This is a genomic window from Streptomyces sp. NPDC096311 (assembly GCF_044763085.1).
GTDB lineage: Bacteria > Actinomycetota > Actinomycetes > Streptomycetales > Streptomycetaceae > Streptomyces.
Window position 1 is genome coordinate 100,793 of record NZ_JBIWFN010000029.1, and the last position, 23,103, is coordinate 123,895.

20 protein-coding genes and 3 pseudogenes are annotated in these 23,103 nt (G+C 68.8%); 12 read left to right on the forward strand and 11 right to left on the reverse strand.

Annotation, left to right across the window (positions count from 1 at the left end; all coding sequences use genetic code 11):
• Positions 1 to 169: 169 nt before the first annotated feature.
• Positions 170 to 767 (forward strand): annotated as a pseudogene (locus ACIRA5_RS47185) (transposase family protein); the annotation flags it as partial.
• Complete coding sequence (locus ACIRA5_RS47190) at positions 659 to 1,693, forward strand: alpha/beta fold hydrolase (protein ID WP_403702867.1); 1,035 nt, start codon at positions 659 to 661, stop codon at positions 1,691 to 1,693. The pseudogene ACIRA5_RS47185 and the gene ACIRA5_RS47190, both read left to right, overlap by 109 nt.
• A gap of 247 nt (positions 1,694 to 1,940) precedes the next feature.
• On the opposite strand, the gene ACIRA5_RS47195 is transcribed toward ACIRA5_RS47190, so the two are convergent.
• On the reverse strand, positions 1,941 to 2,453 hold the full coding sequence (locus tag ACIRA5_RS47195) for a GNAT family N-acetyltransferase (RefSeq protein ID WP_403702870.1): 513 nt from the start codon (positions 2,451 to 2,453) through the stop codon (positions 1,941 to 1,943).
• Between the two features lie 65 nt (positions 2,454 to 2,518).
• Here ACIRA5_RS47195 and ACIRA5_RS47200 point away from each other — a divergent pair, with 65 nt between their 5' ends.
• Positions 2,519 to 2,866, forward strand: coding sequence for a hypothetical protein (locus ACIRA5_RS47200; protein WP_403702934.1), 348 nt, complete (start codon positions 2,519 to 2,521; stop codon positions 2,864 to 2,866).
• A gap of 278 nt (positions 2,867 to 3,144) precedes the next feature.
• Here ACIRA5_RS47200 and ACIRA5_RS47205 read toward each other — a convergent pair whose 3' ends face one another.
• The 6 genes and pseudogenes from ACIRA5_RS47205 to ACIRA5_RS47230 form a co-directional block, all read right to left on the reverse strand.
• Complete coding sequence (locus tag ACIRA5_RS47205; RefSeq protein ID WP_403702937.1) at positions 3,145 to 5,163, reverse strand: discoidin domain-containing protein; 2,019 nt, start codon at positions 5,161 to 5,163, stop codon at positions 3,145 to 3,147.
• Positions 5,164 to 5,389: 226 nt separating this feature from the next.
• Positions 5,390 to 5,822: pseudogene (locus ACIRA5_RS47210) on the reverse strand (transposase); the annotation flags it as partial.
• 189 nt (positions 5,823 to 6,011) lie between these two features.
• A complete protein-coding gene (locus tag ACIRA5_RS47215; protein WP_403702873.1) occupies positions 6,012 to 6,467 on the reverse strand; it encodes a YbaB/EbfC family nucleoid-associated protein in 456 nt (151 codons plus the stop codon).
• Between the two features lie 60 nt (positions 6,468 to 6,527).
• Positions 6,528 to 6,695, reverse strand: a complete 168-nt coding sequence (locus ACIRA5_RS47220; protein ID WP_403702878.1) for a hypothetical protein — start codon at positions 6,693 to 6,695, stop codon at positions 6,528 to 6,530.
• 405 nt (positions 6,696 to 7,100) lie between these two features.
• A complete protein-coding gene (locus ACIRA5_RS47225; protein ID WP_403702881.1) occupies positions 7,101 to 9,317 on the reverse strand; it encodes a SpoIIE family protein phosphatase in 2,217 nt (738 codons plus the stop codon).
• 587 nt (positions 9,318 to 9,904) lie between these two features.
• Positions 9,905 to 10,516 (reverse strand): ricin-type beta-trefoil lectin domain protein, encoded by a 612-nt coding sequence (locus ACIRA5_RS47230; RefSeq protein ID WP_403702884.1) that lies wholly within the window; start codon positions 10,514 to 10,516, stop codon positions 9,905 to 9,907.
• Between the two features lie 662 nt (positions 10,517 to 11,178).
• Here ACIRA5_RS47230 and ACIRA5_RS47235 point away from each other — a divergent pair.
• The 4 genes and pseudogenes from ACIRA5_RS47235 to ACIRA5_RS47250 form a co-directional block, all read left to right on the forward strand.
• The gene (locus ACIRA5_RS47235; RefSeq protein WP_403702887.1) at positions 11,179 to 11,649 is read left to right on the forward strand and encodes a hypothetical protein; all 471 of its coding nucleotides are present in this window, start codon (positions 11,179 to 11,181) and stop codon (positions 11,647 to 11,649) included.
• A 131-nt stretch (positions 11,650 to 11,780) separates the two neighbouring features.
• Complete coding sequence (locus tag ACIRA5_RS47240) at positions 11,781 to 12,155, forward strand: hypothetical protein (protein WP_403702890.1); 375 nt, start codon at positions 11,781 to 11,783, stop codon at positions 12,153 to 12,155.
• Between the two features lie 140 nt (positions 12,156 to 12,295).
• The gene (locus ACIRA5_RS47245; protein ID WP_403702893.1) at positions 12,296 to 12,682 is read left to right on the forward strand and encodes a nuclear transport factor 2 family protein; all 387 of its coding nucleotides are present in this window, start codon (positions 12,296 to 12,298) and stop codon (positions 12,680 to 12,682) included.
• 206 nt (positions 12,683 to 12,888) lie between these two features.
• Positions 12,889 to 13,458: pseudogene (locus tag ACIRA5_RS47250) on the forward strand (sensor histidine kinase); the annotation flags it as partial.
• Here the strand turns inward: ACIRA5_RS47250 and ACIRA5_RS47255 are convergent.
• Entirely contained in the window at positions 13,422 to 13,715 is a 294-nt protein-coding gene (locus ACIRA5_RS47255; protein ID WP_403702896.1) for a hypothetical protein, read from the reverse strand. The pseudogene ACIRA5_RS47250 and the gene ACIRA5_RS47255 sit on opposite strands and share 37 nt — an antisense overlap.
• A gap of 37 nt (positions 13,716 to 13,752) precedes the next feature.
• Positions 13,753 to 14,604 carry an SDR family oxidoreductase gene (locus tag ACIRA5_RS47260; RefSeq protein ID WP_403702898.1) on the reverse strand — a complete coding sequence of 284 codons (852 nt, stop codon included), beginning with the start codon at positions 14,602 to 14,604 and terminating at the stop codon, positions 13,753 to 13,755.
• Between the two features lie 117 nt (positions 14,605 to 14,721).
• On the opposite strand from ACIRA5_RS47260, the gene ACIRA5_RS47265 reads away from it, so the two are divergent.
• Positions 14,722 to 15,690: a LysR family transcriptional regulator gene (locus tag ACIRA5_RS47265; protein WP_403702901.1), complete on the forward strand. Its 969-nt coding sequence runs from the start codon at positions 14,722 to 14,724 to the stop codon at positions 15,688 to 15,690.
• Positions 15,691 to 15,880: 190 nt separating this feature from the next.
• Here the strand turns inward: ACIRA5_RS47265 and ACIRA5_RS47270 are convergent, their stop codons facing one another.
• Positions 15,881 to 18,160 (reverse strand): hypothetical protein, encoded by a 2,280-nt coding sequence (locus ACIRA5_RS47270; RefSeq protein ID WP_403702904.1) that lies wholly within the window; start codon positions 18,158 to 18,160, stop codon positions 15,881 to 15,883.
• A 196-nt stretch (positions 18,161 to 18,356) separates the two neighbouring features.
• Between ACIRA5_RS47270 and ACIRA5_RS47275 the strand changes: the two genes are divergently transcribed.
• A complete protein-coding gene (locus tag ACIRA5_RS47275; protein ID WP_403702907.1) occupies positions 18,357 to 19,067 on the forward strand; it encodes a DUF6333 family protein in 711 nt (236 codons plus the stop codon).
• Positions 19,068 to 19,495: 428 nt separating this feature from the next.
• Here the strand turns inward: ACIRA5_RS47275 and ACIRA5_RS47280 are convergent, their stop codons facing one another.
• A complete protein-coding gene (locus ACIRA5_RS47280) occupies positions 19,496 to 20,080 on the reverse strand; it encodes a helix-turn-helix domain-containing protein (RefSeq protein WP_403702910.1) in 585 nt (194 codons plus the stop codon).
• A 117-nt stretch (positions 20,081 to 20,197) separates the two neighbouring features.
• Between ACIRA5_RS47280 and ACIRA5_RS47285 the strand changes: the two genes are divergently transcribed.
• From ACIRA5_RS47285 to ACIRA5_RS47295, 3 genes are read left to right on the forward strand one after another with little or no spacing between them, the layout of a single operon-like run.
• Positions 20,198 to 21,034, forward strand: a complete 837-nt coding sequence (locus ACIRA5_RS47285) for an EamA family transporter (RefSeq protein ID WP_403702913.1) — start codon at positions 20,198 to 20,200, stop codon at positions 21,032 to 21,034.
• A gap of 47 nt (positions 21,035 to 21,081) precedes the next feature.
• Positions 21,082 to 21,729, forward strand: coding sequence for an FMN-binding negative transcriptional regulator (locus tag ACIRA5_RS47290; protein ID WP_403702916.1), 648 nt, complete (start codon positions 21,082 to 21,084; stop codon positions 21,727 to 21,729).
• Positions 21,730 to 21,770: 41 nt separating this feature from the next.
• Complete coding sequence (locus tag ACIRA5_RS47295) at positions 21,771 to 22,478, forward strand: B3/4 domain-containing protein (protein ID WP_403702919.1); 708 nt, start codon at positions 21,771 to 21,773, stop codon at positions 22,476 to 22,478.
• Positions 22,479 to 23,103 lie beyond the last annotated feature (625 nt).

The following is a 23,103-nucleotide window of genomic DNA, read 5'->3' on the forward strand; positions in this document are numbered from 1 at the left end:
GCTGCGGCTTCTTCTGACCGTCTCATGGGGTGTCACCGTCCCGCCGCATGTCAGAAGCAGCACTCCCTTTCCAACCTGGCGGCTGGGTTGGGTAGTTGGCCCGACGGACGGGTGAAGCCCCTGGTAGATGGGTTTTCGACCAAGAGAACCGTCTCCATCAGAGGCTTCGCTGCTTGTTTACCCGTCCGGCCTCGACATGTCCGGTGCTGTCTTGCGCTTCCTCTCCGCCCGGCTGCGGGAACAAACGCCGCGCACTTGGGCCGGCTTCGCTGTCGGCACCGCCACCGTCCACCGCTACATCACGATGGCCGTCGCGCGTCTGGCCGCTCTCGCGCCGACGCTCGCACAAGCCGTCAAGACCGCGTCGACGAAGGCATTCGTGATCCTGGACGGGACGCTGCTGCCGGTCGACCGGATCACCGCCGACCGGCCCTTCTCCTCCGGCAAGCACACGAGACACGCCATGAACGTGCAGGTCATCGCGGACCCCGAGGGACGCCTCCTACGGGCTTCACCAGCCCTGCCCGCGGTCGTCCACGATGTCCGGGCAGCCCGCGAGAACGGCATCATCGACGCACTCGCCCGGGCCCGCATCAATTACTGGGCCGACAAGGGATACCGCGGTGCCGGGGGCGGTCCGAGTCCCCCACTGGGACCGATGGGAAAGCCTGTCCACGGGCCAGCCGGCGGTCAACCGGGCCCACGCGAAGATCCGGGCCCTCGTCGAACAGGCCGCCGCCACCCCCAAGACCTGGCGGCTCCTCCGCTGCCAGCATTTCCGGTCCCGGGTTCACGGAGCCGAATACGTCGCACACACGTCATGGCGGCCGGGTGCGCCGTGGCCATGTGTACGGCCCTGGCGGCCCCTGTCGCCGCGGTCGGCGGCACGGCCACCACCACGACCACGGCCAAACCCACCATCGTGCTGGTGCACGGGGCGTTCGCGGACGCCTCCAGTTGGAATGGGGTAGTCGAACGGCTGGAACGCCGTGGCTACACCGTCATGGCTCCCGCCAATCCGCTGCGCGGGCTGTACACCGACTCCGCCTACATCGCCTCCGTGTTGGACAGCGTCAAGGGCCCGATCGTACTGGCTGGTCACTCATACGGCGGCGCCGTGATCAGCACGGCCGCCGCGGCCAACCCCCGGGTGAAGTCGCTGGTGTACGTGTCGGCACTGATGCCCGACGTGGGCGAGAGCGGAATGTCCCTGGGTGCCAGGTTCCCCAGTGAACTCGGCGCCGCCACGAAGTCCGTGCCCTACCGGGCCGGCGGCGTCAGCGGGACAGACCTGTATCTCAAGCCCGACAGGATCCACCCGGTCTTCGCCGCGGACCTGCCGGAAAACACCGCGAGGGTCAGGGCGGTCACCCAGCGACCTGCGGCCACGACCGCGTTCTCGGAGACGGCCAAGGTAGCCGCCTGGAAGCACATCCCCTCGTGGTTCCTCGTCGCGAAGCAGGACAAGACCATCAATCCCGACCAGGAACGCTTCGAGGCGAAACGCGCAGGTTCACACATGGTGGAGATCAACTCCTCCCACGTGGCCATGGTCTCCCACCCCGACGCGGTCACCGCCCTCCCCCAAGCCGCCGCGGCGGCCGATCCCGTCCGGCCTGCGCTGGCCGCCACCGGTACCACCCATGACGTCCGGGCCGAGACCGCACTCACCGGCACGCCGCCGGCTGGTTGATCGCCGGCACAGGAGCCGTCCTCCTGGGCCGCCGTCTGAGGCGCTCCCGGCCGTGACAATGCTCCGGGACTGCGCCCTCCCGGACGATCAGTGAACGGTCACGGAGTCCTTCGCGGCGGAAGGACGTCGGGGATGGCTGTGGTGATGGAGGGACGTGCGGCCTCCGGGGGCGAGGGAAGCGTGATGGTGACGGGGTGCCGGCAGCGCGGACAGCGCCGGGTCACGGTCGGTCCCAACGGGGAGCGCTTCAGGGTCGGTTGGCGGGGCAAGGCTGGATATGGCGCTTATACCAGGTGCCTGGCTTACCTCCGACATCGGCTGGGTCGGCAGGGCCGACCGGGACGAACCCGGCTTTGGTCAGCACCTTCTGTGACGCGGCATTCTCGCGGGCAGTAGCCGCCCTGAGTGTGCGCAGCCCGTGCCACGTCGCCGCCACCTGACACAGATTCCGGACGGTCTCCGTCGCCACGCCGCGGCCGGCAACGTGTTGCGCGACCCGGTAGCCGAGTTCCGCCGTGCGATCCTCGATGTTGACCAGGTTGAACCGGCCGAGTACCGAGCCGTCCTCGGCGACGAGCACATAGAACGCGCAGGTGCCGATCTCCTGCTCAGCCAGCAAGGCGCTGTGCCGGTCGGCGAACTGGTCGAAGAAGTCGTCGCCACGGTCAGAGACCGCGGCAGCGAAATAGGTACGGTTCGCCAGCTCGAAGGCCAGGACCGCCGCCGCATGGCCGGCCTGAAGTCGCTGCAGCTCGGGCATGGCCCGACTCTACCCAGATGGCGCCCTGAGGCCACCTGGGTTTCCGCCGGGCCCCGCTGGCCCGCCTGACGCTCAGCGAGATCGCCCGCCGCCTCGGACTGGACCGCAATACCGTGCGCCGCTACCGCGACACCGCCTTCGACGTCCTGCTCGCATCCGCCCGCGACCGCAAGAACGTACCCCTCGACCGGTTCAAGCCGTATCCGCAGGCCGAGGTCGCCGCCGTCAACACCGTTGCCACCGAGCTGTACCAGCAGATCCGCGAACGGGGCTTCCGCGGCGGGTATTCAACACTCTCCCGCACCCCACCGCGAGAAACCCATGCGGATCGACCTCGGGTCGCAGCCTTCGGCCTGCCGGATCCAGTCGCCCAGCGCGCCGCTGCGCCCCGCCATCGAACGCCATGCCCATAGCCGCCCGTAGGCACCCTGCGCGCCCGAGCTGCCCATGCCGCCCATCGACGCGGTGGCGAAGAGCAGGACGTTGATGGGGCTGTGTGAATCTGGTTCCGGCAGGACGGAGGGAGTCGCTCGGGTAGGTGAGCGCTGCCTCGTCGGCGGCGCCGCCGACGTAGCGCACGTGTGAGCACCCGTCAGACGGCCGATCCGGCCACAGCTGTACGGGGTTGGCGCGGTGCACCGGCATCCCTGTGGGCGGGATGCCGGTGTGGGCGCACTGTCGATCGCTGCTGTCAGTCGCTGTGGACGCCGACGTCGCAGAGCGAGTAGCCCCAGCCGGTGCCGCGTTGCAGGCCGTGGACGCGGACGTAGCGAGCGGGTGTGCCGCTGAAGTGGGCGGTGTCCAGTCCGCCGTCGCCGGTGGTCGTGGACCAGACGGTCTGCCAGTTCACACCGTCGGTGGACAGTTCGATGCGGTACGACTTCGCGTAGGCACGTTCCCAGTCGAGGGTGACGCCCCCGACCCGGTGGGTGGCGCCCAGGTCGACTTGCAACCACTGGTCGTCGCTCCAGTCGCTGGCCCAGCGGGTGTCCCGGGTGCCGTCGACGGCGCGGCTGGGCGCGTAACTGACGAACGGGTTCCACTCGGTCGAACTGGCTGTGGCCGGCGCTCCTCTGGCCAGATCCACCGATGCCTGGTGCTGTTCCGTGGCTCCCCAGGTGCCGAGATAGGACTCGGCACCGCGGAATAGATCGTCGACCACGCTCTGGCCGCCGACCTTGCGGATGTCCTCGATCCAGTCCGGGACGAGGCCGTAGTGCGCGGCTCCGTCCGTGTTCAAGTCCCAGGTGCGCTGCCCCGTGGTCTGCCGGTCGATGAGGGAGCCGCCGTCGGCGCTGCGGAACGGGTAGGTGACCTTGTTCGGGGCGTCCGCACCGCGCGGTCCTGGCCAGCCGCCGACGCCGTTCATGTCGGTGCCGTAGCCGTAGCCGACGCCGTACTTGTCGCGCAGGGCCTTGGTGCGATTCGCCTCGGCGACGAACCCCTCCGAGCCGTGCATGTACTGGGCGACGAAGCCGCCGAGGCCGTAGACCCGGTCGGTCCAGTCGATGTCCATCCAGCTGTGGGAGGAGAGCACGCCGGGGTAGGAGGCGGACTCGAAGATGTCGAGCACGCGACCGACGCCCTTGACGCTCATGTGGTCGATCTCCAGCATCATCCTGCGCTTCATCATGCCGCGCACGGCGTACTCGCCGAGGTCGGTGAGACCGCGGCTGTTGCACTGGGCGTCCGTGCCGTACGACGGGACGCTCACGCCGGGCGGGAGCTTCGCCTCGGCCTCGGGCGCCGCGGCCGAACCGATGGGGTTGTCGTGCTGGGGACCGGTGCACTTCTCGGTCTTCCAGAAGGTGCCGGTGGACAGGAACTGCCCGACGTTGATGGCGGTTCCGAGCGTGCCGGAGTCGAAGCGCACGCCGCACAGCGCGTTGTCGAACTTGTGGCACAAGAACATGCTGCGCACGCCCAGCGAGTACAGCTCGTCCAGACCCCGGTCGATGTCGCCCTTGTCGCACTGCGGGACGTCCAGGATCATCTTGCAGCCGAAGGGTTCGGAGGTCTCGACCCCGAGGACGACCGCCAGCTTGCCCTGCTGGATGACCTCGCGGGCCTGGGCGCTGTCGGTGACGATCCGGAACCAGCCCTTGCCGGGGCCGCCGTACATCTTGTCGACGTAGGCCTGGAGGTCGTAGGTCATCCTTGCCTGGAGCCTGAGCGAGGTCATCTCGTCGCAGCTGCGATCCTTGAAGAAGTACACGGAGCAGATCACGCCGTTGGTGACGAGGTCGTTGACCAGCACGCGCTGGCCGCCGCGCCAGGCGCGTTCCACCCACGCGTAGTAGTTCTGCTGGTGGGTGAGCGAGTCGTGGGCGGGCCAGTCCTTGAAGGTGGGCCAGCCGACCGGGTCGTGCCGACCGTCGCCCCCCTTGGTGATGAAGTCGAAGATGGCGAGGGAGCCGTCGGGGTAATGCTCGGGACAGTCCTTGAGCGCGTCGGCGATACCGGCCTCGGAGAAGACCTTGCCGCAGATGAGCCGGCCGCCGAACGCCTCGTTGGCGAACAGGTGGTCATGGGCGTCGACGAAGCCGCGCACGTGACCGTCCGCGTCGGTGCCGGTGAACGGCTCGCCGATGACGTCGATCCGGGAGTCTGGTGCGGGCCGTGCGACCGGGTCCCACCAGTCGCCGCCCGCCGCCGCACTCGGGGTGGGGCCAAGGGCGAAGGACAACAGGAGGAGCAGCAGCGACACCATGGTGACGTGCTTGCCTCTGCGGTACGGGCGACTGGTCGGGGTCACGGCCCACGTCCCTCGGTCGGCGGGATGCGCGGTCGACGCTCCAGGCCGGCCAACGCCCCCGTGGACCTTGGCCTGAAATTGTCATGCCCAGCGCGAGATTCGCCCACGAGGATCGTCGTTGTTGTACGTCGAGTCAAGAGGAACGCACAGCTCATTCACAGCGGATGCTGCGGAGTCGATGGGTGACGTCGTTGCGGTTGCCGCCGGTCAAGGTGGTGGCGAGCGGGATGCCGATGGCGTCCGTGATCACATGATGCTCGCTGCCCGTCCTGCCCCGGCCGACGGGGCCTCGTGCGGTCTTGGCTCCCCCTTAACGCCCGGATGCGGGAGCCGTCGACAGCAGCCCGGGAGAAGTCCAGGACGCTCGCGCCGCGCAGCTTGGCAAGCAGAACCTCGTGCAGCCGGGGCCACGCCCCGGCCTCGGCCCACTCGGCCAGGCGACGCCTGCTGGTCACAACCGACCCGAAGCCGAGTTCCTGCGGCAGGCGTTCCCAGACGATCCCGGTATGCGGCACGAACAGGATGCCCTGGAACACCAGCCGGTCAGGATGCCGCTTGCGCCCCGGGTACCGCATCCGACGCTCAACCTTGGGCAGCAGCGGCTCGATCACCACTCACAGCTCGTCATCGACTTCCCACGGCTTCGGCCGTGCCACCCCGCACCCCCAGATCACCAATCCTGGAGCGATCCAACCACTTCGAAAATCATGTCGCCAGGAGTGCTGCCCGGAGCCCCGGGGCTTCCTGCCTCCGGCCCCCTGTCGCCTCACCCTGCGGCCAATCCGGATCGGAAAGGCCTGCCGTCAGTCGGCGAAGTCTCCCGGGGCAATCCACCGGAGAAGACCCGAGTTCCCGGGCTTACCGTCGTCGGCGTTCGCGCCCACGGACGGCGGCGAGTTGAGTTTCTCGGACGGCGGTCGGGCCGGTTCGCACCCGCCTCGAGGTGGATTGCCGATCTCGGCTTCCGGAGGGCGGGGGGCCGAGGTCCACTCGGCCACCTGCTCCAAGGCCCTTTTCTGAGCCTCCGAAACCGCGGTCACCAGTACCTCGGACAGCTCTTTCGGGGCCATCGGCTGGTAGGCATCGATGGGGAGGTCAATCTCCGAGACGTCGCCCTCTGCGCCGACGGTCACCCTGACGGTGTGCCGGGGCGCGGAAGACGTGCCGGTGACCTCGCTCCGGCGCCCCGTCTCGAACGGCTCTTCCCGGTTGTCTCCGCAAGCCGCGTGCAGGTCGTCGGTCCCCTGTTCAGGCGTCATGCAGATCAGGGACGGGGTAGCCGGTCAGCACGACGGTGGTCTCCTTGGACTTGTGCCGCTTCAGCCAGTCAGGGTCGAAGTGGTCACGATGCAGGCGCGAGACAGCTCGGCGACATGCTTGCAGGCCGCAGCGAGTTCGCACAGGTCGCTGCTGTTCATGCCGGGCAACTGCCCAGTATCGATGAGGTACTGGCGACGCCATACATAGATCGTCTGGTCGTTGACCATGGTGCGCCGTATGTGGTCGGCCAGACGTCTTTTGAGGCATCATCGGGATTCCCCGGCGGTCTTGCCTTCTGCGATCTTCCGGTGGTAGGAGATACGTCCGGGGCTGCCAGGCTTGCGAATCTGGATGATGGCGATCCTTCTCTACGGATCGTCGCGATCGGTTGGTGCGTCGCTGGATCCACCGCGGTGGCGGTGTGCGTGGACTTGTGCAGGTCGATTCCCAGTGTGATCACCAGGAGACTCCTCATCGGCGGGACGACGGGGGAATCCACGGTCAACACGCCGACTTCCGGAGTCGCCTCCTTCTTCGGTTGTCCTGTCCAGTGCCGAGCCTCGGTCGCCGTCAGTTCGAGGACGACTGCGGCCTGGTCCTCCCAAGGAGCGGCGCCGTCTCGGGATGCGCGCTCATATGTCTTCGAGGCCGGTGCCCTGCATACAGGTGCCCTGTTCTACGGAGCGGTTCGCCGACGATGTAGCCCCTGCCCCGTCGGTGTCCGTACTCTGCGGGAGCGGCTGCTCTGCCCAGATCGTCTTGCCCCTCGTGTGGTACCGGGTGCCCCAGAGCTTGGCGAACTGCGCGACCATGAACAGTCCGCGTCCTCCCTCGTCGGTGTCCAGGGCGCGTCGTATGTGCGGGGAGGTGCTACTGCCGTCGGAGACTTCGCAGATCAGGCTGCGGTCGCGGATCAGCCGCAGCGTGACGGGGGGCGTGCCGTAGCGGATCGCGTTGGTGACCAGCTCGCTGACCAGCAGCTCGGTGGTGAAAGCCAGCTCCTCCAATCCCCAGGCGGCCAGCCACTGCGTCACCACGGCACGTGCCTGCCCGGCAGACTCGGGCTCGGCAGCCAACTCCCAGGACATGTGGTGCTCGGGGGTCAGGGCGCGTACCCGCGCCAGCAGCAGCGCCACGTCGTCCTGGAGGCGGTCCGGAAGGAGCCTGCGCAGTACCTCGTCGCAGAGACCGCCGACGCCACCGGGCGGGCCCGCGTCCTGCGGGGCCGGCACGGGGCGTTGCCATGACAATGTCGTACGGAGCCGGGCCCGGGCGTCGGCACTGTTGCCCCAGGGTTTGCTCAGCCCCACGGTGTAGAGCACCAGGGTGTCCCCGTCGGTGAGCGTCACCTCTCCGGATTCGAAGGGGATGCCGCCCGCGCCCAGCGGCGCGCCCGAGGGGATCTCGATGGCTTTCACCCCTCCGCACGTCGCCAGCAGCGTCGGCGGGGGATGGCCAGCGCTTGCCAGGGCGCAAGACCCTGAGATCGGGTCGAAGATCGCGTAAAGACACGTCGGCGACGGCTTGTCGGCAGCCGGTCCGCCGCTCTGCTCGTCCCGGAGCCGCTTGACCTGGTCGTCCAGATGAGTGAGCAGTTCTTCGGGAGAGTAGTCCAGCTCTGCCAGGGTGCGTACCGCGGTCCGCAGCCGGGCCATGGTCACCGCGGCGTGCAGTCCGCGTCCCCCGGCATCGCCCACCACCAGCGCGACCCGCGCACCCGACAGGGGAATGACGTCGAACCATGCACCGCCCAGTGCCACCTGCCCGTTCGCCGGCAGGTAGCGCGACACGGTCTCCACGCCGCCGAGGACCGGCAGGTGCTGCGGCAGCAGACTGCGCTGCAGCGCCGCGGCCGTGGCCCGTTCGCGGGTATACCGGCTCGCGTTGTCGATGCAGACCCCCGCACGCGTCACGAACTCCTCGGCCAGCAGGATGTCGTCGGTCTCGAAGGGATGCGCTCGGGCGAAGCGCGCGAACACCACCACACCCAACACGGCACCGCGCGCATGCATAGGGACCATCAGCCAGGAATGAACTCCGCGCTCCCGGATTTCCGCGGCCCGACCCAAGTCTGATGTGGTCAGCTCCGCATCAAGCTCCTGCCCGGTCAGCAGCACAGGCTTGCCAAGGGCGAGGGCCCGCGCGGTGGGCGATCCGGGCGCTGCGGCGAACGGGTCGATCTCACCCGTACCGACCGCCATGGAAGCAGGCTCCCCGGGCAGCATCGTCTCCGCGGCCCGCCGCAGCGGCACCGTGTCCGGGACCGGTCCGCTCACCGGCTCCTCGCCGCCGAAGACCGGATCCAGCAGATTCACGTAGGCGTAGTCGGCGAACCACGGCACGGCCACCTCGGTGAGTTCCTTCGCGGTGTGCAGGACATCCAGCTTGCTGCCGATCCGGGCACTTGCCGCGTTCACCAGGTCCAGCCGCTCCCGTGCACGGGCCTCCTCGGTGACGTCGAACACCATGTGCGCCAGAGCGACCACCTCTCCGGAGCTGCTGCGCAGGGGCAAGATACTTTCCGACCACACCGCGTCGCGGTCCGGTTCCCGAGGGTCACGCCCGTGTACTTCGGTGCCGATCAGTGCCTTGCCGCTGGCGAAGACCTGCTGCTGGCGCTCCTCCAGCGCATTCATGTCCAGCAGCCCGGGCGGAGCCACTTCCCGCATAGTGTGACCGACGACGGTGTCGGCGAATCCCGGGGCACGGTTGCGTGAGTGGTTCTGTGCCAGGAACCGCAGGCGCGCATCGAAGATGTCGATGATGAACGGCGACTCTGTGAACAGACCTCTCAGGAGTGCCTGCCGCAGCTCGTACTGCCGCAGCGCTTCCGCGCTTTCGGCCTGCACGAGCCATTGCTCCGCGTGGTCGCGCGCGCAGGGGTGCGCCCACATCACGACCCCTACTGCGTGGCCGTCTCGGTGCCGCAGTGCTGAGGCACCGAGAAAGACGGAACCTTCGGTGGGGCGAAGGCCCGCTAGCCGGGCCGCGTCGGCCTGCGAGAACAGCAGGCTCGCCCCGGTCAGCCCCCGTGCTTGTGCTGCGGTGTGGCCGAGGAGACGCTCTGCTCCGGGGCTCCAGCTGACCACTACGCCACGTGCATCCACGACGGCGAACGCGTCCCCTCGCGGCTGGACCAGCGTGTCAGAAAGCATCGTGTCGCACCGTCCGTAGATCGTGCCACTCGGCCGCGTCACGCCCAAGGCATCTACAGGTAAATAGTGCCTCCCCCCATGATCTGCGGCACCCGCTGCGCACGGTGCGCGGGCACTCTGCTTCACTACCCGCGGCTGGCTGCTGAGGCGACCTATGGGCGCGAGCCGGGCCAGAAGGTCTTCCTGGAGGGTGACGCGTGCGCTCCGTGGCGCCCGGTCTTCGACCTCCGCTCGAAGCAACAGCGCCTTACGGCGCACACAAGATCGGCGTCAGACCCCGTTCATCCGTAGGGAACTGGGGAGCGGAGGCCGTACGCCGACAACGGGGTTTCCGTCTGCGTGGTCCAGAGGCAGCCCCTTCCGGGTGCGGCACTGTCGAGGGTCCTCAGAATGATGGGCGCGCCCGTGGCCGCGTTGACCGGGTTCACCACAAGGTCTGAATCCTGACGGGAGCTGAGCAGCCCATCGGCCGAGAGGTCGTAGCGGAAGTCGTCGGCGCGGTCGCCGGTCGCGATGATGCACGGGCTGCGTTCGAGGCCGAACGGCTGCGGGGAGTCGAGACACAGCTCCGGTTCCGCCGCGTTGCGCAGCAGCCCGTCCGTGCCGAGTCTCCACAGCCGGCCCGGCCGGTCCGTGCAGGTGGCGGTGATCGCGGGGCCACCGATGGTGGCCCGGTCGCCGTCGTCGTCGAGGCACAGACCGGTCCGCGCGTTCCGAAAACGGGTATCCGTGCCACCGCCCGCGGTGGCGGAGACGTCCGGTGGCACTGCGGACGAGCCGCCGGTCGGCGGATCGCCGGCGGTGGGCGCGGGGAACACCGTTCCCTCGGCTCCGGAGCCCGCTCCCCCGCCCTCGTCCGTGACCGCGCGGTACACCCGTGTGGCCGCCAGCAAGTCCGACGCCGACGAGCACGAGCTACGGCCCCGCGGAACGCCGCGGCCGGCTCGTGACGACCCTCAACACCGGCGCCGAAGTCGGGATTCGCAACCGGACGATGGGGGTGTCCACCGTGCCCGGTCCCGGCCCCGTGCCGGGGGCGTCGTGCGCCCCGGACCGGCTCCGTGTCGTCGGCCCAGGCACGCGGCACGCGGTAGTCCGCGGCGCCGAAGCCCAGAACTGCTTCAGCGAGCAACAGCGGCGGCCGCGTCGGCGACTGGTCGAACTGCTCGGCCGCGGTCCGGCAGTACGCGCACCCCTCGAGGTGCCGCTGGATGTCGGGCATGGGCCGCACGGCGCGTGGGCACGCGTAGACCCCGATGAGCCCGCCGTATCGGCGGCAGTAGTCGTCGGGGCCAGATCGAGATGGGCCTGCCGTGACTCCACCCGCAGCCGCGTGCGGGCGCGTTCGAGTTCGAGCCACGCCTCGTCGACCTCCAGGCCGGCGAGGGCCGCGGGTGTCGCGATGTCCTCGACCTCCGTGTGCCACAGCAGCAGTTGGCCTCGCTCAGGGAGCCGCTGGAAGGCACGGCGGAGCACGGCGCGTCGCTGGCGGAGGGCAGCGACGGGCGGCGGGCTGCCGTCCTCACCCGACCGCAGTTCCGGCCGCAGTCCGCTGATGAGCGCGGCGAGCCTGCCGGCCGGTCTGGCCTACGGGCGACACCGCCGGCACACCCCGCCCGCGGACCGACTGTCCCTGATCCTGACCCTTTTCGCCTGCGCATCGCTGCTGCCGCTCCTGGCCAACTCCCCCTGGCAGCTCGGCTTTGCCTTCCTGCTCCCCCGTGCGGGCGTCGCTCCGTGCATCATCGCCTCCTCGACGCTTTTCGAGTCGGTCATGGATCGGTCGGTCCTGACCCAAGCCTTCACCTGGACGAACTCCGCGAGCGCGGCGGGCATCGCCGTCTCTGCCGCCACGGTCGGTCGACTCGTCGACGGTCCAGGCGGCACACGAGCCGGCTTCACCGTCCCCTGCCTCGCACTGACCGCAACCGCAGCCCTGACCTGGGCCCACCGTCACGCCCGAACTACGGTTACCTCGGCATCCGGGCGGACGCCGTCGACCGGGAGTGGTCGGCCGCGGGGGTGATGTTGGTCCAGTCGGCGTGACGGCGTAGACCGTCCTCGTCTGGACCTTGCCTGTCTTGGTGTTGACGCGGCGTCGCTCGATCTCGACAGCTTGGACGGCGTGGGGAAGCGTGGTCCGGCATCGCGTCTGCCATGACGACCACGCCGTGCAGGTCGAAGCGTGCCAACAACGGAGGGGACGCCGGGATCTCGTTGCTTTTCGGCCGCCACCTGGCGCTGGGTGATGACGGTCTGGGTGCCGTGCAGGGCGGCAGCCTGCGGGTGGCCCGCCGAGTTGGCGCCGGTGCGCGAGCCGCGCATCGCCTCACTGTCCGGGTCACGTCCGACGCGGACCTCCGGGTCGGTGTCTGCTGCGTACCGGGCGGTCTGCGCGAGGGGGCGGGCTTCGCCGAGCACCGTCGTCAGGCACAGGGCCGGCAGCACGCCGAGGCGGCAGCGGCGCCCGCGCACACGGCGGGGATCGGGCACGGCGGCCGGCACCTCGGATGGGGAGACCCGGCTCAATGAAGTCTTCTGAACGTGATCCGTTCGCCGATCGCCCTGGCGCAGTGCCCGCTACGGCTGGCCGGGGGGCATTGCCTGGGGAGAGAATGAGGACACGGCCTGGATGGATCTCGTCCGATACTTCTGTGATCGGAGGGAACGCGGTGGGAGACCAGCAGACTCGAGCGGCGCTGGACCGGCACTGGGCAGCGTCCGCTGCCGGGGACCAAGACGTCGAGCACGAGATCTATCACGACGACGTCATCACTGACTACCCCCAGTCGGGTGAGCGCATCCACGGCCGCCGCAATCTCCAGGCGCTGCGCTCACACCACCCGGCCAAGCTCACCTTCACCGTCCGCCGGATTCTCGGTAGGGGGGATCTTTGGATCACCGAATATGTGATCGACTACGACGGGAAACCGGCGTCCACCATCAGCATTATGGAATTCCACGACGGCAAGGTCGCCCACGAGACCCAGTACTTCGCGGAGCCGTTCCCTCCGCCCGCCTGGCGTGCCACATGGGTGGACTCGATGCCCCAGTTCTGAGCTCATGACGACGGTGCAGGCGCCGGTGGGAATCGCGCGATGCCTTCGCGTCCACCGGGCAGCCGTCGACGGCCACCACCACCGTGGACTGCGCCTTGCGGACGTAGACCGTGATACGCGCCCCAGTGACGTACCAGGGCCAGATCTGTAAGGATCCGGGTGTCTTCAGGGTTGGCTCCCGTCCAGACTCGGTGTCGGCCAGGCAGACAGAGGATCTCCTGCTCCTAGCCCGCCTCGATGCCCGCGTCCCGGTGGCCAGGCCCGCCACTGTCGACCTGGCAGTTCTCGTCTCCCGCCTGACCGAGCAATACCCGCTTGCCGACCGCCCGTTGTCCCTCACATGTGACAGCACGGGTCCCGCACTCGTTCACGGCAACCGGAACGAACTCGAGCAACTGCTGCGCAATCTCGTCGACAACGCCGTCCGCCATGCCGCAGACCACATCCTGATCACCGTCCGCAATCAGGACGGCTGGGTCGTCACCACGGTGCGCGACGACGGACCGGGCGTACCCACCGGGGATGCTGAGCGAATCTTCGAACGCTTCACCCGGCTCGATGACGCCCGCTCGCGTGATTCCGGCGGCACTGGCCTGGGGCTCGCCATCGCACGCGACCTCGCCCGCTGTCACCAGGGCACGCTCACCCTCACGGGCCGGACACCAGGCACATGTTTTCTGCTGCGCCTGCCCGAGGCGCCCAGCCCAGGCCCGGCCGCACCGCTCCGAAGCGCGGAGAGTCACAACTTCGCGGCGGGGACGGACCCTGGTAGGTAGCCGCCGGCGACGCACTCCGCGCCGGTCGGGCGGCCCGCGTCGTCCGACCCGACGAACAGCACAAGACTACTGATCTCGTCGACGTCAGCCAGGCGCGGGATCGGCTGGTCGTCGATGCCGACGATGAGCTCACCGGTGGCGGGGTCGTAGGCTTTCGATGATGCCGGGGTGCACGCCATTGACCCGGATGTGCTCCCGGCCGAGTTCCTTTGCACTGCGCCGGTGATGACGACGGTCTTGTCGGTGAAGCGGGGCATGCGCGGAGGTCCTTTCCGGTGAGTCGGCAACAGGGCGTCACTCCGAGGGTGGGGCGAAGTCGTCCCGGTCGGTGGAGAAGGCGATCTCGCGCTGGGCCTCGGCGCTTTCCAGCCGAGCGGTGAGGGCGTCGTGGACCAGGCTGTAGGCGTCGGAACCGAGGAGCTGACGCCGCGGCGGCTCCTTGAGGTCGCCGATGCGGATCATGGCTTCGGCAACTTTGCGCGGGTCACCGGGCATGGCCTCCAGGGGCACGCTGTTCTTGCCGTGGGTGAAGTCCGCGGCCTGGGTGCCGGCGTAGGCGGGCAGCTCTGAAGGGGTGATGTCCGCTGCGCCGTAGAAGTCGGTGGCAACCATGCCCGGTTCGATCAGCGTGGTGTGGATGCCGAACGGCTCGGTCTCCAGGGCGTACGCCTCGAAGAAGCCCTCGATGCCCCACTTACTGGTGTGATAGAGCGACATCGCGGGGAAGGCGATGTGGCCGCCCATGCTGGAGGTCTGCAGGAGATTGCCGCCGCCCTGGGCGCGCAGGTGTGACGTCACCGCGCGGGCGAGCTGGATGGGTGCGATCACGTTGGTGTCGATCTGGCGCTGGATCTGCTCGTCGGTCAGCTCCTCGGCCAGGCCGATGAGGCCGTAACCGGCGTTGGACACCACCACGTCGATGCGTCCGAGCTCGGCGAACGCGCTGTCCACGACCTTCCGCATGTGCGCGGTGTCGGTCACGTCCAGCTCCGCGCGCCACAGCCGGTCGCCGTGACGTGCGGCCAGGTCGTCGAGTCGCACGGGATTGCGCAAGGTGGCGGCGACGCGGTCGCCGCGCTCCAACAGCAGCTCGGTCATCTGGCGGCCGAAACCACTGGAGGTTCCGGTGATGAACCAGGTCCTCATGTCAGTACTCCTCAGGTCGGACGGTTGGTCCCTGACCTCCATGACAGCGCCCCGCCGCGACACGATCAACGACGAACGCTCGTATGTTCAACAGGCAGAACCTGTCAATATCGGGAGATGGAGCTACGCCAGCTGGAGTACGCCGTCGCCGTCGCCGAGGAGCTGCACTTCGGCCGGGCCGCGGCTCGGATGCATGTCACTCAGCAATCGGTCAGCGAGCAGATCCGCCGTCTGGAACGCGAACTCGGCGCCCCCCTGTTCACCCGGACCAGCCGCCGCGTGACCCTCACCGAGGTGGGTGAGGCGTTCCTGCCCGAGGCACGCAGTGCCATCGCCGCCGTCCGTCATGCTCTCGACGTCGGCCGCCGCGCCGCCACCGGCACGGTCGACGAACTCCGTCTGGGGTACGCAGAGGATCTTGGTCCGCGCCTGTTCCAACTCGCGGTGCCCGCGCTCCACGCCCGCCTCCCCGCCGTACGGCTGACCCCGCGGCCGATGACCACTACCGCCCAGTTGTCCGAGCTCAGCGACCGCCGCCTCGACCTCGGCTTCTGCTGGACCGCCCAGCACCCACCCGAGCTGGCCTCATTGCTGGTGGCCCGCGAGCCGCTCGTGGTCGTGCTGGCCGCCGGTCATCCCCTCGCAACCTCGGACACGATCGACCCCGCCCAGCTGTCCCACCAACCCCTTGTCATCGTCGAGCGCGAGGTCAACCCCTGGCTGCACGATCACTTCATCAGCCAGCTCGAATCCCGGGGCGCCACGGTGACCATCCACCGTGAGATCTCCAGCCTCGACCGGCTCCTCCCCCTGGTGCTCACCGGCCCGGCCATCGGACTCACCATCACCAGCGCAGCCGCGGCAAGGCCCTTCGCGGGAATCGTCTACCGCCCTTTCACCGACCCGAGCCCCTACGCCGACCACCGCATCGTCTGGCGCCGCGACAACACCGACCCCGCCGTCACCGCGCTCATCGACATCGTCCGCGAACTGCGCGACACAGCAGCGTTCCTCGCGCCCGAAGTCCCACACGCACCCGACATGCCACACCGCGGCACTACCACCGGCGACGCGAGGCCGGACTGACCGACATGGTCATCGGCGGTCACCGTTGGCAACGGAACGCTGCGCTGTCTTCCTCAGGCACCGGCTAAGTCGGTGGCGGCGGCAACGACTCGCCTGCTGCCCGGCATCCCCCCAGGGCTGCTGAGAATGATGGGGCCGGAACGCGGATTGCGCGTACCGGCCCCATCGTGTGTGTTCGTCCGCCGGGAGGCTACTCCTGGGCGGTCTTGCGGCGGCGCACCCACCACACGAGCGCCCCGCCGGCCACGGCAAGGGCGGCGGCGATACCCGAGATCAGGCCGATCGGGGAGTCGTTGCCGGTGTGCGCGAGGTCACCGCCGGGCTCACTGGGTGCGGGCGTGGCGGGTGCCGGGGTGTGCGTGCTTCCGCCGCCTCCACCGCTGTGGGTCGGGGTGGGGGTCGGCTTGCCCGTGTGTGTCGGTGTCGGGGTTGGCGTGGGTGTGGGCGTGGATGTGCCGGTGTCGTCGGCGGCTGTGTTCGCGCCGAGGAGGACCTGTCCCGTCATGTCGGTGTTGTCGGTGAGGGTCTTCACGCTGGTCTGCGCCTGTCGGGGCAGGTAGGGGTGCTGGGCGGTGAAGCGGGCCTTGCTGACGTTGTGCTTGGGCTGCTTGGACATGTCGACGCCGCCCACCAGGTAGACCTGGACGGTGCCGTTCGCAGGAATCTTGTACTCGAACTCGCCGTGGGTGTAGATGTACCGGTACTTGTTGAACAGGGCCTCGCGGGTCCAGTTCTGGTTGGGCGCGCGCAGCGGCCAGCGGGAGACATCACCACTGTTGATGATCTTGTGGTAGTCGGTGGGCGCCTTGGCGTCCTGCTGGCGGATGTACTCGGCGGCGACACGCGCGGTGTAGACGCGCCGCAGGTCGGCGTACTGGGGTGCAGTGTTGATGGTCTTCTCCACCGCGGGGACGATCATCTGGTCGATGACGCGCTGTGCCGCCTTGGTCTCGGCCTCGTTCGGGGTGCAGATCGGCGTGCCGGGGCCAGGGGTGATCGTGGTCTGCGCGGTCGACTTCAGGCGCAGCGGGGTGTCAAGGATGTAGATGCCGCCGTCCTGCTCGCGGACCTGCGCGGTCTTCGGCTCGATCCAGTTGCGCAGGCCGGGCATGCACGGGTAGCCGTTCTGCTTGGGCAGGGCCGCCCAATAGCGCTTGCCGAGGTCGGTATCGGGGTCCATGGCCTTGTAGAAGTCGTGCTTCATCTGGAGGTCGGCTTCCAGGAGCACGCGGCCGGCGTCGGTCTTGCCGAACTTGGCGTCCATGATGCGGTCCGGCTCATCCGGGTTGAGGTTGACCCAGAACTTGTCGGGGCTCAGGGCGAGCCAGGTGAAGAACGCGTCCGAGATGAGCTGGGCCTTGGCTTTGCCGCCCCATCCGGAGTTCTCGGTGGGGTCTTCGTTCGCGTCGAACGCGAAGTCGACGCCCTTGCCCTTGACCGGCTTGCCGATGTACTTCAGGTCAAGGGTGGAGAAGTCGACGCCGCCGGGGCCACGGGGCAGACCACCCGGGTTGGCGACGTTCCTGCGGTTCAGGTATTCCGCCATGTCCTTCGGGGTGGGCCGCGACTCGCGGATCAGGTCGGTGGCGCCGCCGCGGGTGGAGCCGGACTGGCCCGGGGGCTCCAGCAGACCGCTCGTGGCGCGCTGTCCGCCCTTGGGGGCGAGCTCCACGCGGTCGGAGCGGTAGTTGTACTCGGTGACCCGGTCCCCGGCGATCTGGCGCATGTCTCCCAGGAACTTCTTCGCGTCGGCCTTCTGAGGCTCGGCGAAGACGAACTTGGCCCGGCTGTCTTTCCAGTTGGGGTCCTTGGCCCATGCCAGGTCCTTGGGGATCTCTCTGCGGTCCGGGCTGCCGTTGGACTTGATCTCCAGGATCTGTTTCGTCCGCGTGTTGTAGGCGTCGAGTTTGCGCCGGTAGGTCTTGCCGGTGTCGGGGTCCTTGAACTCGACCTCCTTCTGGCAGATCCAGTCCGGTCCGACCAGCCCGTGATCCTTGACCACCTTCCGTTCGAAGGCCTTGCCGCGGGGGTCGTTCCCGGAGTTCGTGATGAACTTCGCGTCCCGGTAGTCCTCGAACTTGGGATATTTGTCCTTCTGCTGGAGCCACCTCCACCAGACCCGGTCAGGCTGTGTCGCCGGGGCCTTGGTCAGCTTGGACAGTGCGGCTTCCTTGGCGGCGGACGGCGGCCCGAGACCGTCCCACTCCTTGGCAGGGTTGACGTACTCGTATTCGTCCCACTGGGACTTCGCGCGGGACGCGTCGAACTCCGGCAGGTCAACGGTCGGGCTGGTGCTGCTCGGCAGGCCGTACAACTCGTCACAGCGCTTGCCCGGGTCCAGCGGCTTCGGCGCAGCGGTCGCTAAGGTGATTCCGGGAAGCCCGGTAAGGGCCAGGACCGAAGCGCACGCGAGTGCGACGGCCGACCGGCGCAGCGCACGCAACCGCCGGTTGCGTATGGGTTTTGGCACGTGGGGGCCCCGTAGGGCATGGGGTGTTCGTGGCGCCAGGGGCCCCCGTGGTCGATGTGGCGCCGACGAACGGACCTCACGCTAGACACACGCGTGTACCGGCCGTAGTCGATACGCAGTTCGACAACCGGGTCAACTCCCCTTCTCCACAGGACCGTTACATCCGGATCGGGGGCTGCGGCATACGCTCGGCGGCATGAGTCCCGTATCCCCCGGAACGCAGGTGAATCCCCGTCACAGCGGGCACGCGCATCTGGTCGTCGTCCTTCCCCCCTTCGTGGCCCCGCTCCAGCCCAATGAGCGGCCGCCTGCCACTGCCCACGATCCGGAGGCGGCCAGGGCTGCGGTGCTGTCCCTGTCGACCGTCTCGGTGATCCGCCGTGAGTACGCTCCGTCGCGGCTGGAGCATCCGGGAAGCCCGGCCAGCCGGGAAGAGCTGGACGACGTACACGCGGCCGCGTGGGGCTCCACGGTGAAGATCAGCGACCCTGCGCTTGTCGAAGACGGGGTCATGGCCAGTGTTTTGGAGGACGAGTTCCAGACGCAGAGGAAGAAGCATCCGGACGCCCGGATCGTCGCTGTCTGCGAACGCGACTTCGGCGCCTCGTACACGAAGATCCTTGTTGCTGTGCCCGGTACCCCTGATCTGATGGTCGAGGGCTTCGACGAGCTGGAGATCACCGGCGACCCGCGGGCCACTCTGGCCGCTGTGGGCATCGACCCCGACCGGTTGGGTGAGGGATACGACATCAGTGATGAAGGGTTCTTCGACTACGACGGCTTCCTCCATATGCTCACCGGCGGCGCTCTGTCCGTCTACGCGGATGAAGAGCGCTTCGAGTCGGCGTTCGTTGTCGAACGGAGCGAGGAGGGCGAGGACAGCATCGGCGAGGTCTGGTTTCCCTAGCTGGCGCCCCTGGTGCCAACTGAGCAGGTCTCGCGACTGAAGGCACCGCTGGCGCGGTTTCGCGTCCAGGCCATGTCTCCGAAGCGGGATTTGTGGCCCTGTGCTCCACGCAGTTCTGTCGCTCAGGGCCGTCCCGCGCGAGTCGGCGATCACGGCTGCGGAGGCACAGTGCCCTTCGGTCCGGCGTCCGCTGCTTTCCCGGGCTCTTGCAGGGCATCGCGGAGCGCTGCGCGAGAAGGGCCGCAACTCACGGCGCCGAGAAGTACCGCGGCTGAACGACCTCGGCGATCGACCATTCATCAACACGTGGCCGCGGAGAGGCAGTGTCCCCGGGCCTCGCCCATGGCCCAGCAAGTACGGGGCCGTCCGCAGTCGGCGGCCGGGACGAAGGGGACGGCGCCGCTGCGGCCTCCCCGGGCGTCGTCGGCTCAGGATGTGGAAACGGGACCGGGCGGCAGGTGGACCGTCATGATCAGGTGGCAGGGTTCGGTGCCGGAGCCGCGGTAGGTGTGGGGGGCGTCACCGTCGAAGGTGGCGGTCTGCCCGACCTCAACGGTGTGCTCGGCGCCGTCGACGATCAGGGTCATCCGGCCGGCGGTGACGCTGACGGTTTCCACGACTCCGGCCTGGTGGGGGTGGCTGGGGTACTCCTCGCCCGGTTCCAGTTTCCAGCGCCAGACCTCGACCGGCGCCGGGCCCGAGGTCGTCAGCATGAGCCGGGCCTCGCTGCCCTGCACACCGGTCCACAACGGCATCACGGCGTCGGCGGCCACGACACGGACGCGACCTTCGGACGGCCCCTCCAGCAGAGCGGACACCGAGACGCCGAGGGTGTCGGCCAGCCGAACCAGGGTGGCGAAGTTCGGGTTGCCCTGCGCCTTCTCCAACCCGACGAGAGCCCCCTTGCTGACCTTGGCGCGACGGCCGAGTTCGTCCAGGGACAGGCCCGCGCGGGTGCGGGCCGTCCTGACGTTGTGCGCGAGCGTCCGCAGGGCTGCCTCTGTCTCGGCCATCCGATCACCATCCTCGCCTGTGGATCACTGTAGTGCACCGTCCGGTCATTTGGTTGACACACCTCAGTCGGTTTGTTGTACCGTTTAGTCGTTCCATCGAATCGTAAGGGATGTACCGTGATCGCTCTGCTGCTGGCCCTGGGCAGCTCACTCGCCTACGGATGCGCCGATTTCCTCGGCGGTCTGGGGGCACGTAAGGCTCATGTGCTGCGTATCGTGATGATCGCGGCCCCGGCCTCGCTCGCGGTCGAGCTGCTGCTGTGGCCGTTCCTCGGCGCCTCGTTCAGCGTCGGCGCCCTCGGCTGGGGCGCCGCGTCCGGCATCGCCTCGGCCGCCGCGTTCGCCCTGCTCTACCGCACCCTGGCGATAGGCCCGATGAACGTACTCTCGCCCGTCACCGCCCTCGTGTCCGCCGTGCTGCCCGTGGGCGTGGGCCTCCTGCAGGGCGAGCACCTCGGCGCCGCCGGGCTGGTGGGCCTGCCGCTCGCGCTGGTCGCGGTGGTCCTGGTCAGCGCCGGACATGGCCCCGGGTCGGCACGCCCGTCGCGCACCGCGCTGCTGTTGGCCTTCGGCGCGGGCGGTGCCATCGCCCTCCAGCTGATCTTCCTGCACCAGGCACCCTCCGCCAGCGGCGTGGCCCCGCTGATCATCGGCCGGGCGGTCTCCTCTGCCGTCACCCTGGCCGCGGCCGGCCTCATGTACCGCAGGCTCGGCTCCGAGCGCCCCGCGTACGCGATGTCGACAGCCGCCGGCGTGCTGGACTCCATGGCGAACCTGCTGTTCCTTCTCGCCGCCCGCAGCGGGGACCTCACCGTCGTCGCCGTGATCACCGCTCTCTACCCGGCCGGCACCGTCCTGCTCGCCCGCAGCGTGCTCGCCGAACGCATCCGTCGCGCCCAGCTCGTCGGGCTGGGCACCGCCGCCGTCGCCGTCAGCCTCCTCGCTCTCGCCTGAACCCGCTCCCCTCCCCCCACCTCCGCCAACTACGCAAGGAGCACAGCATGTTCATCCAGCCCTGGGACACCAGCCTGGACGAAGCCGAATGGCAGAGTTGGATCGCCGATGGGCACGACTTCGGAATCCTGAGCGTCAACGGCCTGCCCCATCATCCGCCCGTCGCCGTCCCCACCCACTTCACCAGTGACGGCGACCACCTCCTGGTCCACCTCGCCCGTCCCAACCCGGCCTGGAAGTCGATCGACCACGACCCGAACGTCCTGCTCACCGTCTTCGGCGACTACGCATTCATCCCCGGCCCATGGCGTGCCACAGCCGGCACCCCGCCCACCGACGGCGTCCCCACCAGCTACTACACGGCCGTCCAGTTCACCTGCCGCGCCCACATCATCGACGACCCCGAGGCCAAGGCCGAGCTGCTGCGCCGCCAACTCGCCCACTTCCAGCCCGACGGCGACCACGCCCCCGTCGCCGTCGACCAGCCGCCGTACGGCCGGATGCTGCCCGGCATCCGCGGCCTGCGCCTCGAAGTCACCGGCGTGGTGGCCAAGTTCAAGTACGACGACCACAAGCCCGTCGAGCACCGCACCGCCGTCGCCGACCACCTCACCGCGCGCGGCCAGGGCCTCGACGTATCCACCGCCCTCCAGCAGCGTCGCCGCCTGGACCGCATCGGACCCTGGAAGCCATGATCCGCGCCCATTCCCCCGCACACAGGAACGGAACCCCGCTCATGACCGTCTTCCGCCTCAGCCCCGCCGTCGCCGACGCCTTCCCCGACACCCTTGTCGCCCTGGTCACCGCGACCGGCCTGCGTAGCCACGAATCCTGGCCCCACACCACCGCCGCCATGGAGGACCTGGAACAGCAACTTGCCGACGGCGCCTGGCAGCCCGCCAACGAGGACAACCCCCGTATCGAGGCGTGGCACACCGCCTACCGCGCCTTCGGCACCAACCCCCGCCGCATCCGCCCCAGCGTCGACGCGCTCGGCCGCCGCCTCGCGAAGCAGGGGTCCCTGCCGCGTATCAACCCGGCCGTCGACTCCTACAACGCCGTCTCCGTCCGCCACGGTCTGCCCGCCGGCGCCTTCGACCTCGACCACGTCACCGGCGACGTCGACATCCGCCACGCAGACGGCACCGAGACCTTCACCCCGCTCGGCGAACCCGACACCACCGAGAACCCCAAGCCTGGCGAGATCATCTACGCCGACACCACTGGCGTCCTGACCCGCCACTGGAACCACCGCGACGCCCACCGCACCCGCGTCACCAAGGACTCCACCCACGTCACCTTCGTCCTCGAAACCCTCCACGGCACCCGTGACGGCGACCTTCTCAAGGTCGCAGCCGAGGAGTTGCAGGGCCTGCTCATCCCGCACGCCGAACAGACCACCGTGCACTACCTCAGCCCGGCTCACGAGCAGGCCACCACCTGAGGCCTCCAGGCGAATCCTTGCCGAGCACCGCGGGTCCCTCCCCGGGCAGGGCTGATGCGTGCTCATGACACCAACGTGACGGGCCGGTCTGGGGAGTTGGGTCGATCAGGTCGTCTACTCACCAGAGAGTCGATTTGCTGACGTCCCATGCTTCCTTCGGCCCCAGCGCCGCTTCTCCACAGAGGCCACCCGCAAGCTGACGGCACGTCGCCGCCTCTCCACACCACCATCGCCACGAGGCCAAACCCCTGTCAGGGGCAAGTAGCCAGTGGCGAGTGAGCGTCAGTTGCCTCGATCAGGCGTCGATCACCGGTTCTTCTCCAGCTCCGCAACCAGTCGTTCGGCGTCCGCCGCGCTGACGCGGTAGTTGATTGCGACCGTCGCTGCGTCCTCCCTGGTGAGGTGTCCCAGGAAGACAAGGCCGAATGCGCACGCACCACACGCCGGTCACCCGCCGAGGTACAGGCCGTCGGACTGCGACGCCATGCGAACGGCCCGCGCCACTCACCCCGAAAGAGGACCCCGGGCCGTGTGCGTCCGGGTGCCGGCCCGGGTCATCCGCATCCCGGAAACCGTCCCCCGGCACCACCGACACCCGCCAGAGAACCACTCGCAAAACAAAACC

Bases quoted from the DNA above. Each gene is read 5' to 3' on its own strand.
- ACIRA5_RS47190 (WP_403702867.1), top strand. From the start codon at position 659: ATGGGAAAGCCTGTCCACGGGCCAGCCGGCGGTCAACCGGGCCCACGC.
- ACIRA5_RS47205 (WP_403702937.1), bottom strand. From the start codon at position 5,163: ATGGTGTCGCTGCTGCTCCTCCTGTTGTCCTTCGCCCTTGGCCCCACC.
- ACIRA5_RS47275 (WP_403702907.1), top strand. From the start codon at position 18,357: ATGAGTCCCGTATCCCCCGGAACGCAGGTGAATCCCCGTCACAGCGGG.
- ACIRA5_RS47255 (WP_403702896.1), bottom strand. From the start codon at position 13,715: ATGCCCCGCTTCACCGACAAGACCGTCGTCATCACCGGCGCAGTGCAA.
- ACIRA5_RS47215 (WP_403702873.1), bottom strand. From the start codon at position 6,467: ATGACGCCTGAACAGGGGACCGACGACCTGCACGCGGCTTGCGGAGAC.
- ACIRA5_RS47240 (WP_403702890.1), top strand. From the start codon at position 11,781: ATGACGACCACGCCGTGCAGGTCGAAGCGTGCCAACAACGGAGGGGAC.
- ACIRA5_RS47290 (WP_403702916.1), top strand. From the start codon at position 21,082: ATGTTCATCCAGCCCTGGGACACCAGCCTGGACGAAGCCGAATGGCAG.
- ACIRA5_RS47265 (WP_403702901.1), top strand. From the start codon at position 14,722: ATGGAGCTACGCCAGCTGGAGTACGCCGTCGCCGTCGCCGAGGAGCTG.
- ACIRA5_RS47220 (WP_403702878.1), bottom strand. From the start codon at position 6,695: ATGGTCAACGACCAGACGATCTATGTATGGCGTCGCCAGTACCTCATC.
- ACIRA5_RS47295 (WP_403702919.1), top strand. From the start codon at position 21,771: ATGACCGTCTTCCGCCTCAGCCCCGCCGTCGCCGACGCCTTCCCCGAC.
- ACIRA5_RS47280 (WP_403702910.1), bottom strand. From the start codon at position 20,080: ATGGCCGAGACAGAGGCAGCCCTGCGGACGCTCGCGCACAACGTCAGG.
- ACIRA5_RS47195 (WP_403702870.1), bottom strand. From the start codon at position 2,453: ATGCCCGAGCTGCAGCGACTTCAGGCCGGCCATGCGGCGGCGGTCCTG.
- ACIRA5_RS47235 (WP_403702887.1), top strand. From the start codon at position 11,179: ATGAGCGCGGCGAGCCTGCCGGCCGGTCTGGCCTACGGGCGACACCGC.
- ACIRA5_RS47260 (WP_403702898.1), bottom strand. From the start codon at position 14,604: ATGAGGACCTGGTTCATCACCGGAACCTCCAGTGGTTTCGGCCGCCAG.